Annotated in this window: 16 protein-coding genes; 5 read left to right on the top strand and 11 right to left on the bottom strand. The window is 72.5% G+C overall.

Going from position 1 to position 17,209, the window contains the following annotated elements; genetic code table 11:
• Window positions 1-2: 2 nt before the first annotated feature.
• Entirely contained in the window at window positions 3-449 is a 447-nt protein-coding gene (locus OU787_RS22580; RefSeq protein ID WP_268660380.1) for a hypothetical protein, read from the bottom strand.
• A gap of 135 nt (window positions 450-584) precedes the next feature.
• Complete coding sequence (locus OU787_RS22575) at window positions 585-2,099, bottom strand: gamma-aminobutyraldehyde dehydrogenase (RefSeq protein ID WP_268660379.1); 1,515 nt, start codon at window positions 2,097-2,099, stop codon at window positions 585-587.
• 185 nt (window positions 2,100-2,284) lie between these two features.
• On the opposite strand from OU787_RS22575, the gene OU787_RS22570 reads away from it, so the two are divergent.
• Window positions 2,285-3,925 (top strand): PucR family transcriptional regulator, encoded by a 1,641-nt coding sequence (locus tag OU787_RS22570; RefSeq protein ID WP_268660378.1) that lies wholly within the window; start codon window positions 2,285-2,287, stop codon window positions 3,923-3,925.
• 23 nt (window positions 3,926-3,948) lie between these two features.
• On the opposite strand, the gene OU787_RS22565 is transcribed toward OU787_RS22570, so the two are convergent.
• From OU787_RS22565 to OU787_RS22545, 5 genes are all read right to left on the bottom strand, one after another.
• Window positions 3,949-4,611 (bottom strand): hypothetical protein, encoded by a 663-nt coding sequence (locus OU787_RS22565; RefSeq protein WP_268660377.1) that lies wholly within the window; start codon window positions 4,609-4,611, stop codon window positions 3,949-3,951.
• Window positions 4,608-5,627 carry a WXG100 family type VII secretion target gene (locus OU787_RS22560; protein WP_268660376.1) on the bottom strand — a complete coding sequence of 340 codons (1,020 nt, stop codon included), beginning with the start codon at window positions 5,625-5,627 and terminating at the stop codon, window positions 4,608-4,610. Before OU787_RS22560 ends, OU787_RS22565 begins: the two co-directional genes overlap by 4 nt.
• Window positions 5,624-5,938, bottom strand: coding sequence for a WXG100 family type VII secretion target (locus OU787_RS22555; RefSeq protein WP_268660375.1), 315 nt, complete (start codon window positions 5,936-5,938; stop codon window positions 5,624-5,626). The genes OU787_RS22560 and OU787_RS22555 overlap by 4 nt, the downstream gene beginning before the upstream one ends.
• Window positions 5,939-6,053: 115 nt before the next feature.
• Window positions 6,054-7,412, bottom strand: a complete 1,359-nt coding sequence (locus tag OU787_RS22550; protein ID WP_268660374.1) for an aspartate aminotransferase family protein — start codon at window positions 7,410-7,412, stop codon at window positions 6,054-6,056.
• 309 nt (window positions 7,413-7,721) lie between these two features.
• Complete coding sequence (locus OU787_RS22545) at window positions 7,722-9,167, bottom strand: gamma-aminobutyraldehyde dehydrogenase (protein ID WP_030458781.1); 1,446 nt, start codon at window positions 9,165-9,167, stop codon at window positions 7,722-7,724.
• Between the two features lie 266 nt (window positions 9,168-9,433).
• On the opposite strand from OU787_RS22545, the gene OU787_RS22540 reads away from it, so the two are divergent.
• The 4 genes from OU787_RS22540 (at window position 9,434) to OU787_RS22525 (ending at window position 13,393) form a co-directional block, all read left to right on the top strand.
• Window positions 9,434-9,907: an Lrp/AsnC family transcriptional regulator gene (locus OU787_RS22540; protein WP_030458782.1), complete on the top strand. Its 474-nt coding sequence runs from the start codon at window positions 9,434-9,436 to the stop codon at window positions 9,905-9,907.
• On the top strand, window positions 9,904-11,298 hold the full coding sequence (locus OU787_RS22535) for an aspartate aminotransferase family protein (protein ID WP_030458783.1): 1,395 nt from the start codon (window positions 9,904-9,906) through the stop codon (window positions 11,296-11,298). Before OU787_RS22540 ends, OU787_RS22535 begins: the two co-directional genes overlap by 4 nt.
• Window positions 11,299-11,538: 240 nt before the next feature.
• A complete protein-coding gene (locus OU787_RS22530) occupies window positions 11,539-12,246 on the top strand; it encodes an ABC transporter ATP-binding protein (protein WP_030458784.1) in 708 nt (235 codons plus the stop codon).
• Window positions 12,247-12,256: 10 nt separating this feature from the next.
• Entirely contained in the window at window positions 12,257-13,393 is a 1,137-nt protein-coding gene (locus tag OU787_RS22525) for a hypothetical protein (protein ID WP_268660373.1), read from the top strand.
• A gap of 62 nt (window positions 13,394-13,455) precedes the next feature.
• Here OU787_RS22525 and rlmN read toward each other — a convergent pair whose 3' ends face one another.
• The 4 genes from rlmN to pyrH form a co-directional block, all read right to left on the bottom strand.
• Window positions 13,456-14,556, bottom strand: coding sequence for a 23S rRNA (adenine(2503)-C(2))-methyltransferase RlmN (gene rlmN, locus OU787_RS22520; RefSeq protein ID WP_268660372.1), 1,101 nt, complete (start codon window positions 14,554-14,556; stop codon window positions 13,456-13,458).
• Window positions 14,557-14,636: 80 nt separating this feature from the next.
• Window positions 14,637-15,503: a phosphatidate cytidylyltransferase gene (locus tag OU787_RS22515; RefSeq protein ID WP_030458787.1), complete on the bottom strand. Its 867-nt coding sequence runs from the start codon at window positions 15,501-15,503 to the stop codon at window positions 14,637-14,639.
• Window positions 15,504-15,686: 183 nt separating this feature from the next.
• Entirely contained in the window at window positions 15,687-16,244 is a 558-nt protein-coding gene (frr, locus tag OU787_RS22510; protein ID WP_030458788.1) for a ribosome recycling factor, read from the bottom strand.
• Window positions 16,245-16,324: 80 nt separating this feature from the next.
• On the bottom strand, window positions 16,325-17,080 hold the full coding sequence (gene pyrH, locus OU787_RS22505; RefSeq protein ID WP_030458789.1) for a UMP kinase: 756 nt from the start codon (window positions 17,078-17,080) through the stop codon (window positions 16,325-16,327).
• Between the last annotated feature and the right edge of the window lie 129 nt (window positions 17,081-17,209).

Below are 17,209 nucleotides of genomic sequence, written 5' to 3'. Positions count from 1 at the left end.
GTCTAGCGCGGCCCGCGCAGGTGTGCGGCGGCGTCGTGCAGGGCGAGTTCGAGGGCGCGGGGGTCGACGAGCCGTCCGTCGGGGTGCGGGGGGATCAGCCAGTGCGGGCCGCGGGTGGGGCGGGTGGGGTGCGGGACGGCGATCCAGGTGCCGTCGCCGGAGGCGCGGATGCCGGTGCCGGTCCAGCGTTCGGCGGTGCCGACGGGGACCAGGAAGCCGACGGTGTCGCCGTCGGGGTCCTCCAGGACGGGGCCGCCGCCGAGCCGGTCGAGCAGGGCGGCGGCGGGGCGGCCGAGCGGGCCGGGGGCGTGCAGGACGTCCCAGCGGCGGCCAGCGGGCAGCAGGGCGAGGCCGGAACGGGTGCGTTCCCAGGTGCGGCGGCAGTGGTCGGGGTCGGCGGCGGCCTCGGCCAGCCAGTGCAGGGCGCTGGGGCGGCGGGTGGTGCTCACGTGCGGTTCCTCGTCTCTCCGGGGTGACGCGCGGCGGGCGGGGTGCCTGCTGTCGTCATCCGGGAGAGCGGGGTACCGGGGATCTCTTACACGGATCCCCGGCGGGCGGACGGGTGGGGCGGGCGGGTGGGGCGGTCAGCGGTCGCCGAAGATCGTCCGGTGCCAGTCCTTGCGGGCGACCGCGGTGGTGTCGAACATGACGTGCTTGACCTGGGTGTACTCGTCGAGCGAGTACTGCGACATGTCCTTGCCGTAGCCGGAGGCCTTGTACCCGCCGTGCGGCATCTCGCTGATGATCGGGATGTGGTCGTTCACCCAGACGCAGCCGGCCGCGATCTCGCGGGTGGCGCGCAGCGAGCGGTGGACGTCGCGGGTCCAGGCGGAGGCGGCCAGGCCGTAGGGGGTGTCGTTGGCGAGGCGCAGGCCCTCCTCGTCGCTGTCGAAGGGCAGGACGACGAGCACCGGGCCGAAGATCTCGCCCTGGACGACCTCGCTGTCCTGGGCGGCGCCGGTGATCAGGGTGGGGCGGTGGTAGGCGCCGAGGGAGAGGTCGGTGCCGTCGTGGCCCTTGCCGGTGGCGGGGCCGCCGGTGACGACGGTGGCGTAGGCGCGGGCGCGCTCGACGAAGCCGGCGACGCGGTCGCGGTGGGCGAAGGAGACCAGCGGGCCGAGGTCGGTCTGCGGGTTCAGCGGGTCGCCGAGCCGGATGCCCTCGTACAGGTCGGCGACGCCGGCCACGAAGGCGTCGTAGAGCGGGCGCTGGACGTAGGCGCGGGTGGCGGCGGTGCAGTCCTGGCCGCTGTTGATCAGGGAGGCGGCGACGGCGCCGTGCACGGCGGCGTCGAGGTCGGCGTCGTCGAAGACCACGAAGGGGGCCTTGCCGCCGAGTTCGAGGTGGGTGCGCTTGACGGTGGCGGTGGCGATCTCGGCGACCCGCTTGCCGACGGCGGTGGAGCCGGTGAAGGAGACCATGGCGACGTCGGGGTGGCCGATCAGGTGTTCGCCGGCGGTGCGTCCGGCGCCGGTGACGACGTTGACGACGCCGTCGGGGATGCCGGCCGCGGTGCAGGCGCGGGCGAACATCAGCGAGGTCAGCGGGGTGATCTCGGCGGGCTTGAGGACGATGGTGTTGCCCGCGGCAATGGCCGGGAGGATCTTCCAGGCGGCCATCTGCAGCGGGTAGTTCCAGGGCGCGATGCTGCCGACCACGCCGACGGCCTCGCGGCGCACGTACGAGGTGTGGTCGCCGCTGTACTCGCCGGCCGCCTTGCCCTCCAGGTTGCGGGCGGCACCGGCGAAGAACGCGGTGTTGTCGACGGTGCCGGGGACGTCGAACTCGGTGGAGAGCTTGATCGGCTTGCCGGTCTGCGCGGTCTCGACCCGGGCGAAGTCGTCGGCGTGCTCGGCGAGGATCCCGGCCAGGCGGTTGAGCGCCTCGGAGCGGGTGCCGGGGGTGGCGCCGGACCACTCGGGGAGGGCGGCGCGGGCGGCGGCGACGGCGGTGTCGACGTCGGCGGGGGTGGCGAGCTCGACCTGCTGGACGGTGGCGCCGTTCGCGGGGTTGACCACGGCGAAGGGTTCGCCGCCGGAGCCCCGGGTCGGGCGGCCCGCGATGTGCTGCGCGCCGTCGTTGAAGCTGGTCAGGTCCATGAGTTGCCTCCATTGCCTACTCGACCAGGCCGACGATGCCTCGGTTCGGGTGCCGGGGGCAAGCGTCACTCAGCAACGGCGCGCCCGAAGGGCCTTACAGGCTGCAAGGGCGGGTCCGGGCGACAGGGCGTCGCCGTCGCGCATGATTGTCCTGACACCCTGAGAACCCCCTGGAGGTATCCGCGATGCTCCCCACCGTCGCCCGCGTGCTCGACCTGGACGTGATGCGGCGCGGTCTGCCCCAGGTGGTGGCGGGTGCGGCCGCGCTGGAGCGCCCGGTGCGCTGGGTGCACGTCAGCGAGCTGCCGGACGTGGCGGGGGTGCTGCGGGGCGGCGAGCTGGTGCTGTCGACGGGCATCGCGCTGCCGGAGGACCGGGACGGGCTGGCCCGGTACGTGCGGGAGCTGGCCGAGGTGGGGGTGGCGGGGCTGGTGATCGAGTTCGGCCGCCGGTACTTCGACTCGCTGCCGCGGGCGCTGGTGGCAGCGGCGGAGCGGCACTGGCTGCCGCTGGTGGCGCTGCGCCGGGAGCTGAAGTTCGTCGCGGTGACCGAGGCGGTGCACGCGCTGGTGGTGAACGCGCAGCTGGAGCAGTTGCGGGTGTCGGAGGCGGTGCACCAGGTGTTCAACGAGCTGGCCACCGAGGGCGCGGAGCCGGCCGAGGTGGTGCGGCAGGTGGCCCGGATGGCGGGGGCGCCGGTGGTGCTGGAGAACCTGGCGCACCAGGTGCTGGCGCACGATCCGGCGGGGCGCGGCGAGCAGGAGCTGCTGGAGAACTGGGAGCACCGTTCGCGCGGTGTGCACCCGGCGGGCCGCACCGGGTACGACCCGCGGTCGGGCTGGCTGGTGACCACGGTGGGCGCGCGCGGCCAGGACTGGGGGCGGCTGGTGCTGGTGGACGAGCCGGTGCCGCTCCCCCAGGACGTGCCGCACCCGCACGCGATGCTGCTGGAGCGCGGCGCGGCGACGCTGGCGCTGAACCGGCTGGTGGTGCGCGACCGGGAGTCGCTGGAGCGGCAGACCCACCGCACCCTGCTGTCGGGCATCCTGACGCACGCGCTGACGGTCTCCGAGGTGGCGCTGCGGGCGCAGGCGCTGGGCGTGCCGCTGGAGGGCCGCCGGTTGGTGGGCGTGGTGCTGCGGCAGCGGCAGGGCCCGCTGCCGGCGGCGCTGGAGGCGCAGGCCCGGCTGCGGGACTTCACCGAGCTGGCGGCGACCGCGATCCGCACCTCGCGGCTGTCGGCGCTGGTGGGCGCGCTGGACGACGAGGGGGTGGGCCTGCTGGTGGCACTGGGTTCGCAGCAGGACGAGCACGCCGCGCTGGAGTCGTTCGCTGCGGCGCTGCGCCGGCTGTCCGCGGAGGCGGGCCGGGACGGGGCCGAGCCGGTGATAGCGGTGGGTTCCTCGGTGGGCTCGGTCCGGGACGCCCGGCGCACCCTGCTGGAGGCGACCCAGGTCGCGGACGCGGCGCTGCACGACGCGCCGGGCGGCCGGGCGGCGTACTACCGGCTGCCGGACGTCCGGCTGCGCGGCCTGCTGCACCTGCTGCGCGACGACGAGCGCCTGCAGACGTACGTGGAGCGCGAGTTGGGCCCGCTGCTGGCGTACGACGCGGAGCACGGCGGCCAGTTGGTGCAGATGCTGCGGATCTACCTGGAACAGGGCCGCAACAAGTCGGCGGCGGCGGACGCCGCGCACCTGTCGCGGCCGTCCTTCTACGACCGGCTGCACAAGGTGGAGCGGATCCTGGGCATCGATCTGGACCAGGTGGAGTCCTGCCTGTCGCTGCACGTGGCGCTGCTGGCGCTGGACGCGGTCCGCCGCTGACCGGTGGACCGCGTCCGGCGCGGTCAGCGGGCGGGCTTGGGCGGCGGGACCTGGCCGCGGACCAGCAGGTCCAGGGCCTGGGCGTCGTGCCGGTCGCGGGCTTCGAGGGCGACCCGGGAGCCGTCCGCGAAGTGCGCCTCGACCCGGCTGGACCAGGAGCCCATCCGCGGTTCGATCCTGGCCAGCTGCCCGCGCGGGACCTCGCCGTACGGGTGGTAGCCGTCGGAGAGGGCGCTGCCGAGCAGGATCCGGTGGTCGGTGAAGACCAGCATGACGCCGCGGTTCTCGTAGGTGCGGTCGCCGCGGCCGCCGGTCAGCACCTGGACGGCGAACCGGCCGGCCTGGCTGTCCCAGCCGCCGGACAGGCCGCGGCCGCGGAAGATCCGCCGGAGGTTGCGGAAGAAGCCGCCGATGGCCTCCTCGACCGCGTCGACGAGTGCGCCGGCCAGGTCGAGCAGGAAGCCGACGGCCTGGAACAGGCCGTCGCGTTCCTTGCGGTAGCGGCGCGGGACGCGGCGGAGCAGGTCGCTGAGCTCGATGTCGACGACGGCGTGCACCCGTTCGCCGGGTGCCAGGTGCGGCGCCACCAGCGGCAGGTGGGAGCCGCCGCCGAGCCGGTGCGGCTCGTACACCTGCGGTGCGGCGGTCGGCGGGTACCCGGGCGCGCCGTAGGGGCCGGCCGTCATCCGAACGCCTCCGTGACGCGGTTGCCCGGCACCCGGTAGGGCTCGCCGCCGGGCGGGCCGTCCAGGGCGCCGGCGATGGTGTCCAGGCCCTGGTCGCTGAGCAGGTTGTCGGTGAGGACGCCGGGGAAGTCGCCGGCGCCGGTGACCGCGCCCAGGCCGCCCTTGATGCCGCCCTTGACCGCGCCGAAGCCCTTGCCCAGGGCCTGGGCGGTGGCGAACTCGCCGAGGTTGGCCATCGACGGGTTGCGGACCAGGTCGAGGCCGGACTTCCAGCGGTTGCCCTTGCCGCCGAGCTTGCGGACGGCCTTGGCGGCCTTGCGGGCCTTGTTGAACTTGCCCAGGGTGCGCGCCGCCTTCATCGCCTTGATGGCTTCGTGCAGTTCCTTGAGCGCCTTCTCCAGCTTGAGCGAGACCTGGCCCACCCGGGCGATGTAGATGGCGATCTCGCCCTCGACGATGAGCGCCTCGGCGGCGGTGGCCAGGCCCAGGGTGAGGATGTCGATCGCCACCGAGGCGGCCAGGGTGATGATCAGGGTCTCGATGGCCTCGCGGATGATCTCGATGATCAGCTGCTCGGCGAGCTGGCACTGGGCGGCGGCCTGGCTGATGATCTGCGCGACCTGGGCCATGTCGGCGGCGGTGGCGTCGACGGCCTCGACGACGGTGGCCATGTGGCCGCCGAAGGCCGCGGAGGCCGCGCCCTCCCAGCCGCCCTCGACCCGGGTGCCGGCGGCCCGCAGCTCGTCGGCGACCTCCTGCATCGCCTTCGCCTGGGCCTGCCACTCGTGCGACGCGGCGGTCAGCGCCTGCAGGTCGCCGGTGACCTTCTCCAGCACGTCCATCAGCCCGGTGGCGTCCAGCGCCGCCTTGACGATGGAGTCGAGGCCCGCGTCGAGGCCCTCGCTGACCGGGTTGTCGAAGCTGGGCAGTGACGGCAGCTGGTCGGCGGCCCGGTCGCGGGTCCACCGGTAGGCGTCGACCGCGTCGCCGAAGGAGCCGGGGGCCAGGGTGCTCACCGGCCACCCCCGTAGACCTCGGCGGTGTCCTGCTCGTTGCTCTCGTAGTTGTCCACCGTGAACCGGACGCCCTCGCCGGTGGCGTCGAGCAGTTCGATCAGGTCGGCGAAGTTCTCCTGTTCCGCTTCGGCGTGCTCCTGGTAGGAGCCGTGCAGCTCGCCCGAGCCCGGCAGCTTGCCGAAGGCCTCGGACGAGAGCTGGACACCCGCCAGGGCCGAGCGGATCTGCGCGATCCGTTCGGCCTGGGTGTCGAGCACGGACGCGTATCCGGTGAGTACTTCGGGCTCGACCCGAAACCCCGTGTCCCCCATGACATTTCCTTTGCTCTCAGGTCAGGCGAATCATCGTACTGATCTGATGAGCAAAGACATCAAGGGGCCCCGGGCGGTTTTCCCGGAGCCCCTATGAAGAAAAGATGAAGGATCGTCAGATCACGTGTGCGTCGGTGAGGGTGAGCACCTCGTCCAGCACGGCGAGGCCCGCCTTGGCCTCCTCCTCGCTGACGTTGCACGGCGGCACCACGTGGAAGCGGTTCATGTTGGTGAACGGCCACAGGCCGCGCTGCTTGCAGGCCGCCGCGAGCTGCGCCATCGGCGCGTTGTCGGCGCCGGCCGCGTTGTACGGCACCAGCGGCTCGCGGGTCTCCCGGTCCTTCACCAGGTCCAGCGCCCAGAACACGCCCAGGCCGCGCACCTCGCCGATCGAGGAGTGCCGCTCGGCCAGCTCGCGCAGGCCGGGGCCGAGCACGCTCTCGCCGATCAGCCTGGCGTTCTCCACGATGCCCTCCTCGGCCATCGTGTTGATCGTCGCCACCGCGGAGGCGCAGGCCAGCGGGTGCCCCGAGTAGGTCAGGCCGCCCGGGAACGCCTTCTGCGCGAAGGTCTCCGCGATCGCCCCGGAGATCGCCACGCCGCCCAGCGGCAGGTAGCCGGAGTTGACGCCCTTGGCGAAGGTCAGCAGGTCCGGGGTGATGCCCCAGTGGTCGGCGGCGAACCACGCGCCGGTGCGGCCGAACCCGGCCATCACCTCGTCCAGGATGAACACGATCCCGTACCGGTCGCAGATCTCCCGCACGCCCGCCAGGTACCCGGCCGGCGGCACCAGGATGCCCGCGGTGCCGACCACCGTCTCCAGGATGATCGCCGCGACGGTGCCCGGGCCCTCGAACGCGATGGTCTGCTCCAGGTGCGCCAGCGCGCGCTCGCACTCCTGCGCCTCGTTCTCCGCGTGGAAGTTCGAGCGGTACGGGTACGGGCCCCAGAAGTGCACGATGCCCGAGACGCCCGCCTCGTTCGCCCAGCGGCGCGGGTCGCCGGTCAGGGCGATCGCGTTGGCGGTGGCGCCGTGGTACGAGCGGTAGGTGGAGAGCACCTTGTGCCGGCCGGTGTGCAGCCGGGCCATCCGGATCGCGTTCTCGTTCGCCTCGGCGCCGCCGTTGGTGAAGAAGATCTTGTCCAGGTCGCCGGGGGTGCGCTCGGCGATCAGCCGGGCGGCCTCGCTGCGCGACTCCTCGGCGAAGCCCGGGGCGATGGTGCACAGCTGGGCGGCCTTCGCCTGGATCGCGGCGACCACCTTCGGGTGCTGGTGCCCGATGTTGGTGTTCACCAGCTGCGAGGAGAAGTCCAGGTAGCGGTTGCCCTCGTAGTCCCAGAAGTAGGAGCCCTCGGCACCGGCCACCGCGAGGGGGTCGATCAGCGCCTGGGCGGACCACGAGTGGAAGACGTGCGCGCGGTCGGCGGCCTTGACGGCCTGCCCGGCGACCGAGTCAGCGGTGGGAGTGCTCATGCGACCAGCGTAGGGAGCAGCCCCGGCCGGGGGCAGCTTCATCGTGTCACGCGCGTCGCGCCGCACCCTGACACATTGACGGCCGCAAGCGCCAGGGGCGCGAGGAACTGCGCGCCCGGCCACCCACTCACGTGGAGCGATGGCCTACGGCCCGGTTCCTCGCGCCCCTGCCCTCGGCGCTGCGCTGCGCGATCAGATCGCGGTCATGCTGCGCCTGATGGTCACGACCCGCTAAATCGCGGTCATACTGCGCCCGACGGTCATGACCCGCTAGATCGCGGTCATACTGCGCCCGACGGTCATGACCCGCTAGATCGCGGTCATGACGTGCTTGATCCGGGTGTAGTCCTCGAACCCGTACGACGACAGGTCCTTGCCGTAGCCGGACTTCTTGAACCCGCCGTGCGGCATCTCGGCGACCAGCGGGATGTGGGTGTTGATCCACACGCAGCCGAAGTCCAGCCGGCGGGACATCCGCATCGCGCGGGCGTGGTCCTTGGTCCACACCGAGGAGGCGAGCGCGTACTCGACGCCGTTGGCGTACGCGACGGCCTGGTCCTCGTCGGTGAACTTCTGCACGGTGATGACCGGGCCGAAGACCTCGTTCTGGATGATCTCGTCGTCCTGCTGGAGGCCGGAGACCACGGTCGCCGCCCAGAAGTAGCCCTTGTCGCCGACCCGGTGGCCGCCGGCCTCGACCTTGGCGTGCGCGGGGAGGCGCTCGATGAAGCCGGCCACCTGCTGGAGCTGGTTGGCGTTGTTGAGCGGGCCGTAGAGGACGTCCTCGTCGTCCACGCCGCCGGTCTTGGTGTCGGCGGCGGCCTTGGCGAGGGCCTCGACGAAGGCGTCGTGGATCGACTCGTGCACCAGGACGCGGGTGGCGGCGGTGCAGTCCTGGCCGGCGTTGAAGTAGCCGGCCACCGAGATGCCCTCGACGGCCTCGTCGATGTCGGCGTCCTCGAAGACCACGACCGGGGCCTTGCCGCCGAGCTCCAGGTGGACCCGCTTGACGTCCTTCGCGGCGGACTCGGCGACCTGCATGCCGGCCCGGACCGAGCCGGTGATGGAGGCCATCGCCGGGGTGCGGTGCTCGACCATCAGGCGGCCGGTCTCGCGGTCGCCGCAGATCACGTTGAAGACGCCGGCCGGCAGCTCCAGCTCCTTGAGCACACCGCCGATGATCTCGGCGAGCAGCACGGTGGAGGCGGGGGTGGTGTCGGAGGGCTTGAGCACCACGGCGTTGCCGGCGGCGATCGCCGGGGCGAACTTCCACACCGCCATCATCATCGGGTAGTTCCACGGGGCGACCTGCGCGCAGACGCCGACCGGCTCGCGGCGGACGATCGAGGTCATGCCGTCCATGTACTCGCCCGCGGCCTTGCCCTCCAGCAGGCGGGCGGCACCGGCGAAGAAGCGCAGCTGGTCGACCATCGGGCCGATCTCCTCGGAGAGGGTCAGCCCGCGCGGCTTGCCGGTGTTGCGGACCTCGGCGTCGACGATCTCGTCGGCCCGGGCCTCGACCGCGTCGGCGATCTTGAGCAGCAGCTTCTGCCGGGTGGACGGGGTGGAGTCCCGCCAGACCGGGAAGGCCGCGGCCGCGGCTGCCATCGCGGCGTCCACGTCGGCCGCGCCGGAGAGCGGGGAGGTCGCGTAGACCTCGCCCGTGGTCGGGTCGACGACGTCGAGCGTGCGGCCGTCCGCAGCGTCGACGAACTCGCCGTTGATGTAGTTGCGCAGCGTACGAAGCTCGCTCACGGTCTCTCCTCGGTCTGGGCCTGCGTCGTTGCAGCCCCGGGCGCCAGGTTACCCCTGGGCCGGGATGGGCACGGCATGTCAGCGACAAGCCACGATCGGCGGTGTGCAGGCTCGCGCGTGTACGTAGCCAGGGTACCCATGTCACTGCCGTTATCGACAGGGTTCGTCGCCAGAGGCCACGCTTTCCGCGCCCGATCTTCGAATGGGCAACGAAATCAGCAGCTCGGGAGCTTGCGGTTCCGCCGCCCGTCAGGCACAGTGGCGGCGTGGCCAACCGTGACCGGAACGCCAGCGTTCCCCTCGACGCCGCCTCCAAGGCGATCATCGAGCAGCTCCAGGAGGACGGGCGCCGTCCGTACGCCGCCATCGGCAAGGCCGTGGGCCTGTCCGAGGCGGCCGTCCGGCAGCGCGTCCAGAAGCTGCTCGACCAGGGCGTGATGCAGATCGTCGCCGTGACCGATCCGCTCACCGTCGGATTCACCCGCCAGGCGATGGTGGGCATCCGGGTGGAGGGCGACATCGAGCCGGTGGCCGACGCGCTGGCCGCCTTCGACGAGGTCGACTACGTGGTGTGCACCGCGGGTTCGTTCGACCTCCTCGCCGAGCTGGTGTGCGAGGACGACGAGCACCTGCTCGAACTGATCAACAAGCGCATCCGCGCGCTTCCCGGCGTGCGGAGCACCGAGAGCTTCGTTTACCTGAAACTCCGGAAACAGACCTACACCTGGGGCACCCGATGACAGCCGACCCGGCGCAGAAGGACCTTTCCAAGACCGCCTACGACCACCTGTGGATGCACTTCACCCGCATGTCGTCGTACGAGAACTCCCCCGTGCCGACGATCGTCAAGGGCGAGGGCACCTACGTCTGGGACGACAAGGGCCGCAAGTACCTCGACGGCCTGGCCGGCCTGTTCGTGGTGCAGGCGGGCCACGGCCGCGAGGAGCTGGCCGAGGCCGCCGCCAAGCAGGCCAAGGAGCTGGCCTTCTTCCCGGTGTGGAGCTACGCCCACCCGAAGGCCGTCGAGCTGGCCGAGCGCCTGGCCAACTACGCCCCGGGCGACCTGAACAAGGTGTTCTTCTCCACCGGTGGCGGCGAGGCCGTCGAGACCGCGTGGAAGCTGGCCAAGCAGTACTTCAAGCTGACCGGCAAGCCGACCAAGTACAAGGTCATCTCCCGCGCCGTCGCCTACCACGGCACCCCGCAGGGTGCGCTGTCGATCACCGGCCTGCCGGGCCTGAAGGCCCCGTTCGAGCCGCTGGTGCCGGGCACCCACAAGGCCCCGAACACCAACATCTACCGCGCCCCGGCCTTCCTGGCCGGCCCCGACGGCACCGTCGACCCGGAGGCCTACGGCCGCTGGGCCGCCGACGAGGTCGAGCAGGCCATCCTCTTCGAGGGCCCCGAGACCGTCGCCGCCGTCTTCGTCGAGCCGGTGCAGAACGCCGGCGGCTGCTTCCCGCCGCCGCCCGGGTACTTCCAGCGCCTGCGCGAGATCTGCGACCGCCACGACGTGCTGCTGGTCTCGGACGAGGTCATCTGCGCCTTCGGCCGCCTCGGCACCATGTTCGGCGCCGACAAGTTCGGCTACCAGCCCGACATGATCACCTGCGCCAAGGGCATGACCTCGGGCTACTCCCCGATCGGCGCCACGATCATCTCGGACCGCCTCGCCGAGCCGTTCTACAAGGGCGACAACACCTTCCTGCACGGCTACACCTTCGGCGGCCACCCGGTCTCCTCCGCGGTGGCGCTGGCCAACCTCGACATCTTCGAGCGCGAGGGCCTGAACCAGCACGTCCTCGACAACGAGTCGAAGTTCCTGGCCACCCTGAACAAGCTGCGCGACCTGCCGATCGTCGGCGACGTCCGCGGCAACGGGTACTTCTACGGCATCGAGCTCGTCAAGGACAAGGTCACCAAGGAGTCGTTCAACGACGACGAGGTCGAGCGCGTCCTGTACGGCTTCCTGTCCAAGGCCCTGTTCGACAACGGCCTGTACTGCCGCGCCGACGACCGCGGCGACCCGGTCGTCCAGCTGGCCCCGCCGCTGATCTCCGACCAGTCGACCTTCGACGAGATCGAGCAGATCCTGCGGACCAGCCTCTCCGACGCGTGGCAGAAGATCTGATCCTCCTTCCCCACCCTCCACCGAAGGGCGGTCCCGGCTCCTCACGCCGGGACCGCCCTTCGGCGCGTCCGCACCCGCGGGCGCCCGCGATCCGGCCCGCCGCCGGGGTGAATCTGCCGCCCGACACGCCGCGTTCGAGGTGATTCGTCCCGGATCGGCCCCGTGCGGCGCGCCCGCGGCACCGCCCGATCGTTCTAATCTGACGACTGTCATATCCCCGTCGGCACCTGGATGGATCTCATGTCAGCGGCCCCGCCCGACAACGACGTGCTCTGGGCCCGGGGGATCGTCAAGTCCCACCAGGGCACCCCCGCCCTGCGCGGCGTCTCCCTGGGCGTCCGCGAGGGCGAGATCCTCGCCGTCACCGGCCCGCGCGGCTCCGGCAAGTCCACCCTGCTCGGCTGCCTGTCCGCGCAACTCCCGGTCGACGAGGGCGAGGTCTGGTTCCACAGCGCCCCCGTGCACACCCTGGGCCGGGCCGGCCGCGAGAAGCTCCGCCGCGAGCGCTTCGGCTACGTCGGCCCCGAGCCGCACCTGGTCCCGGAACTGACCGCCCGGGAGAACGTCGCCCTCCCGCTGCTGCTGGCCGGCGCCGGCCACCGGGCCGCCCACCGGGCCGCCGCCGAGTGGCTGGAGCGCCTCGACGTCGCCGACTGCGCCAAGCTGCGCCCCGCCGACCTCCAGCAGGACCGGCGCCAGCGGATCGCCGTCGCCCGCGCCCTCGCCGCCCAGCCCCCGGTCGTCTTCGCCGACGACCCCACCGCGCCGCTGCACCGCGACGCCCGCGAACAGGTCACCCGGATACTGGCCAGCGCCGCCCGCTCGCACCGCCTGACGCTGGTGCTGGCCACCCACGACCCGGCGCTCGCCCGGTTCGCCGACCGCACCGTCCAACTGGTCGACGGCCGGATCGCGGCCGAACCCGCCGCCGTCGCCGCCGGGAACTGAGGGGGACGCCGTGTACTACCTCAGGCTCGCCCGCGGCTACCGCGCCCTCGACCTCGCCCGCTGGCTGCTCACCGCGACCGCCGCCGCCGTGGTCGCCGCCTTCCTGCTGCGCGCCCTCGGCCGCGCCCTGAACGGCACCGGGGGCAACCTCGAACGGCTGCTCTGGTGCCTGCCGCCGCTCGCCGCCGTCGCCTGGTTCGCCGCCGTCGCCGCCCGGGCCGTCCCCGCCCAGCACCCCGAGCGGATCACCGGCCTCACCGCGGCCGGCGCCGGACCCACCCGGATCCGGCTGCTGGTCGCCGGCGAGATCGCGCTCGCCTGCGCGCTCGGCTCCGCCGTCACCCTGCTGCTGTTCCTGATCCTGCGCAACGACATCGCCGGGCCCGCGCTCGCCCCCGACATCGGCATGGGCGTCCCGCTGCCCGCCGCCGCCCCGGTCGCCCTGCTCGCGGTCCTCCCGCTGGTCGCCGGGGTCTCCGCGGCCTGCGCGATCCGCTTCCCCGAGGGCCTCCCCGGCCGGCCGGCCGCACCCGCCCGCTCCCGCCACACCCCGCTGCGGCTGCTGCTGCCCGCCCCCGTCCTGCTCGCCGGACTCGGCCTCGAACTGTACGGGCTGCGCCCCGACGCCACCGACGCCGACCGCACCCTCGCGCTGCCCGCCGGGCTCCCCGACACCAGCCCCGCCCTGCTCACCGGCTGGACGCTCACCGCGCTCGCCCTCGCGCTGTGGACCGGGCCGCTGCTCGCCCTCACCGGACGGCTGCTCGCCCTGCGCCTGCCCACCCCGCTCCGGCTGCTGGCCGGCCGGGCGCTCACCGCCCAGGCCCGCCGCCTCGGCACCCCGCTGGCCGTCCTCACCGCGGTCGTCGCGCTGCTGCTGGTCGCCTGGCGCAGCTGGGCCCGGACCGGAGCCGAGGTCCCCGGCCTGACCCTGGTCGAGGGCGCCCTGGTGCTCGCCTGCGCGGTCGCGGCCCTCGCCGCCCGCCTGCACGAACTGCGCGCCGACCGCGGCCCCACCCTCGACGCCCTCGACCGCCTCGGCACCCCGCCCGGCCTGCTCACCGGCACGGTCGCCCTGCGCACCCTCGCCACCGGCACCGTCCTGCTGCTGACCGGCGGGCTGACGGTGCTGCTCTGCCCGCTGTAGGACCGCGGACACGACCGGGGCCCGGAAGGACGTCGTCCTTCCGGGCCCCGCCGCATCCGGGCTCAGCCCGCGGCGGCGAGCTGGCCGCAGGCCCCGTCGATCTCCTGGCCGCGGGTGTCGCGGACGGTGGTGGGCACGCCGTGGGCCTGCAGGCGACGGACGAACTCGCGCTCGTCCTCGGGCCGGGAGGCCGTCCACTTCGAACCCGGGGTCGGGTTGAGCGGGATCAGGTTCACGTGCACCCGGCGGTTCTTGATCAGGCGGCCGAGCAGGTCCGCCCGCCACGCCTGGTCGTTGATGTCCTTGATCAGCGCGTACTCGATGGACACCCGGCGGCCGGACTTCTCCGCGTAGTTCCACGCGGCGTCCAGCACCTCGTCGACCTTCCAGCGGGTGTTGACCGGCACCAGCTCGTCGCGCAGCTCGTCGTCCGGCGCGTGCAGCGACAGCGCGAGGCGGCAGCTCAGGCCCTCGTCCGCGAAGCGGTGCATGGCCGGGACCAGGCCGACGGTGGAGACGGTGATGCCGCGCTGCGAGAGGCCGAAGCCGTCCGGCGCCGGGTCGGTGAGGCGGCGGATCGCCGACAGCACCCGGTTGTAGTTGGCCAGCGGCTCGCCCATGCCCATGAACACCACGTTCGACAGCCGGGCCTCGCCGCCGGGGACCGCCCCGGACTTGAGGTCGCGCATGCCGGACGCGATCTGCTCGACGATCTCTGCGGTGGACAGGTTCCGGGTCAGCCCGGCCTGGCCGGTCGCGCAGAACGGGCAGTTCATGCCGCAGCCGGCCTGCGAACTGATGCACATCGTGACGCGGTCCGGGTAGCGCATCAGCACCGACTCGACCAGCGTGCCGTCGAACAGCTTCCACAGCGTCTTGCGGGTGGCGTCGTCGTCGCAGGAGACGTGCCGCACCACGGACATCAGCTCGGGCAGCAGCGCCTCGGTCAGCTTCGTCCGGCTCGCCGCCGGGATGTCCGTCCAGCTCTCCGGGTCGGCGGACATCCGGCCGAAGTAGTGGTTCGACAACTGCTTCGCGCGGAACGGCTGTTCGCCCAGCTCGGCGACGGCCTCCTTGCGCCCGGCAGGGCTGAGGTCGGCGAGGTGTCGCGGGGGCTTGGCGCCGCGCGGCGCGACAAAGGTCAGTTCTCCGGGCTTAGGCATGGTCCGTCCAGTGTCGCAGATGCCGAACGGCCCCCGGACGCGGTGGCGTCGCGGGGGCCGTGGAGGGCGAGGGGCCGGGTTCAGCTGCCGACGAAGGCGGCGAGCAGCAGCCAGACCACCGGGGCGGTGGGCAGCAGGGAGTCCAGCCGGTCCATGATGCCGCCGTGGCCGGGCAGCAGGGTGCCCATGTCCTTGATCCCGAGGTCGCGCTTGATCATCGACTCGGCGAGGTCGCCGAGGGTCGCGGTGACCGCCGCGCAGCCGCCCAGGATCAGGCCCTGCCACCAGGTGCCGCCGTCGATCAGGAAGTGCATCAGCAGCGCGCCCGCGATCATCGACAGGCCGATGCCGCCCGCCAGGCCCTCGCGGGTCTTGCCGGGGCTGATGGTCGGTGCCAGCTTGGTGCGGCCGAACTTGTAGCCCACGGCGTACGCGCCGGTGTCGGAGCAGATCGTGACGACCAGGAACAGCAGGATCCGCCAGGCGCCGTCGTCCGCGGCCAGGATCAGGGCGACGAAGGTGGCCAGGAACGGCACGTAGAAGGCGGTGAAGACGCCGGCCGTTATGTCGCGCAGGTAGTTCTCCGGCGGGGTGGCCATCCGGGCCACCATCATCGCCAGCCCGGTCACCGCGAGGATCGCCGCGGCCCACTGGCCACCCTCGAAGTAGCCGGTGACGACCATGCCCACGCCGCCGACCAGCAGCGGGACCTGCGGGACGCGGACGTCCTTGCGCTCGGCGAGCCGGCTGGTGAGCTCCCAGATGCCGACGGCGACGGCAGCCGCGACGACCACCATGAAGACCGCCTTGACCACGAACAGCGAGGCCGCGATCACCGCCCCGAGTCCGACGCCCACGCCTATCGCGGCGGGCAGGTTGCGGCCGCCGCGCGGCTTGCGGGGCTGCTGGTCGGTCTGGGCCACGGAGGTCTCCTGGGCGGGGGGCATGAACTGAGTCTGTGCCGGGCCGCCCCCTCGTCATGCCGGAGGCCGCCGCGCGTGACCCGTTTGGTGTCGGCCGGGCCGGGCCGTCGGGGCGGCCCCGGCCGGAGCGGGGCGGGCCCGGGTGGAGCCGCGCCCCGGGCCGGGCGGTCGGGCCGCCGGTCCGGGGCGCTGCGGGCGGGGTCCGGATCAGACCTCCAGCAGCTCGGCTTCCTTGTGCTTGAGCAGCTCGTCGATCTGCGCCACGAACTTGGCGGTCAGGTCGTCGAGCTCCTTCTCGCCGCGGCGGCCGTCGTCCTCGCCGATCTCCTTGTCCTTGACCAGCTTGTCGATCGCGTCCTTGGCCTTGCGGCGGATCGAGCGGACCGAGACCTTGGCGTCCTCGCCCTTGCCGCGGGCCTGCTTGATGTACTCGCGGCGGCGCTCCTCGGTGAGCTGGGGCAGCACCACCCGGATGACGGAGCCGTCGTTCGACGGGTTGACGCCCAGGTCCGAGTCCCGGATCGCGGTCTCGATGGCCTTCAGCGCGGTCTTGTCGAACGGGGTGACCATCGCCATCCGCGGCTCCGGCACGGAGAACGAGGCCAGCTGGTTGATCGGCGTCAGGGCACCGTAGTACTCCGCGACAATCTTGGCGAACATCGCCGGGTGCGCGCGCCCGGTGCGGATGGCGGCGAGGTCGTCCTTGGCGACGGCGACGGCCTTCTCCATCTTCTCCTCGGCCTCGAGGAGGGTCTCATCGATCACTGTGTGCTCCCTGTCCGGTTCATCTGCTGTTGTCCCGTACCGGTGCCCCGGACGGCTGTTGCTGCTCGGAACCCCGACGGCTAGGCCCGGGCGGAATCCTCGCTGATGAGTGTGCCGATCTTCTCACCCTTGACCGCGCGGGCGATATTGCCCTCGGCGAGCAGCTCGAAGACCAGGATCGGCAGGCCGTTGTCCTTGCACAGGGTGATCGCGGTCAGGTCGGCGACCTTGAGGTCGCGGGAGATCACCTCGGTGTAGTCCAGCGCGTCGAACCGGACCGCGGCCGCGTTGGTGCGCGGGTCGGAGTCGTACACGCCGTCCACGCCGTTCTTGCCCATCAGCAGGACGTCGGCGTGGATCTCCAGCGCGCGCTGGACGGCGGTGGTGTCGGTGGAGAAGTAGGGCATGCCCATACCGGCGCCGAAGATCACCACGCGGCCCTTCTCCAGGTGCCGGATGGCGCGCAGCGGCAGGTACGGCTCGGCGACCTGGCCCATCGTGATGGCGGTCTGCACCCGGGTCTCCATGCCCTCCTTGATCAGGAAGTCCTGGAGCGCCAGGCAGTTCATCACGGTGCCGAGCATGCCCATGTAGTCGGAGCGGGCCCGGTCCATGCCGCGCTGCTGGAGCTCGGCGCCGCGGAAGAAGTTGCCGCCGCCGATCACGATGGCGACCTCCGTCCCGGCCCGGACCACCGTGGCGATCTCACGCGCGATGGCGTGCACCACGTCCGGGTCGACGCCGAGGCCGCCTCCGCCGGCGAACGCCTCGCCGGACAGCTTGAGCAGTACCCGGCGGCGTGCACCGCCCGGAGCGGTCTCCTGCGTCTCCTGCATGGACTTTCTCCTTCTCCGCCTGCTGGTCAGCAGATCTGCAAAGTGCTGGTCACGGTGCCGGGTGCGCGGACCCGGTGCCGTGCCCGTGTACACGAGAGGAGGCCACTGCCGCGGGAACCGGTACGGTCT

Origin of the sequence: Kitasatospora sp. YST-16 (assembly GCF_026802215.1) — a bacterium.
GTDB classification, from domain to species: domain Bacteria; phylum Actinomycetota; class Actinomycetes; order Streptomycetales; family Streptomycetaceae; genus Kitasatospora; species Kitasatospora cineracea.
This window is presented reverse-complemented; position numbering and strand designations above follow the sequence as displayed.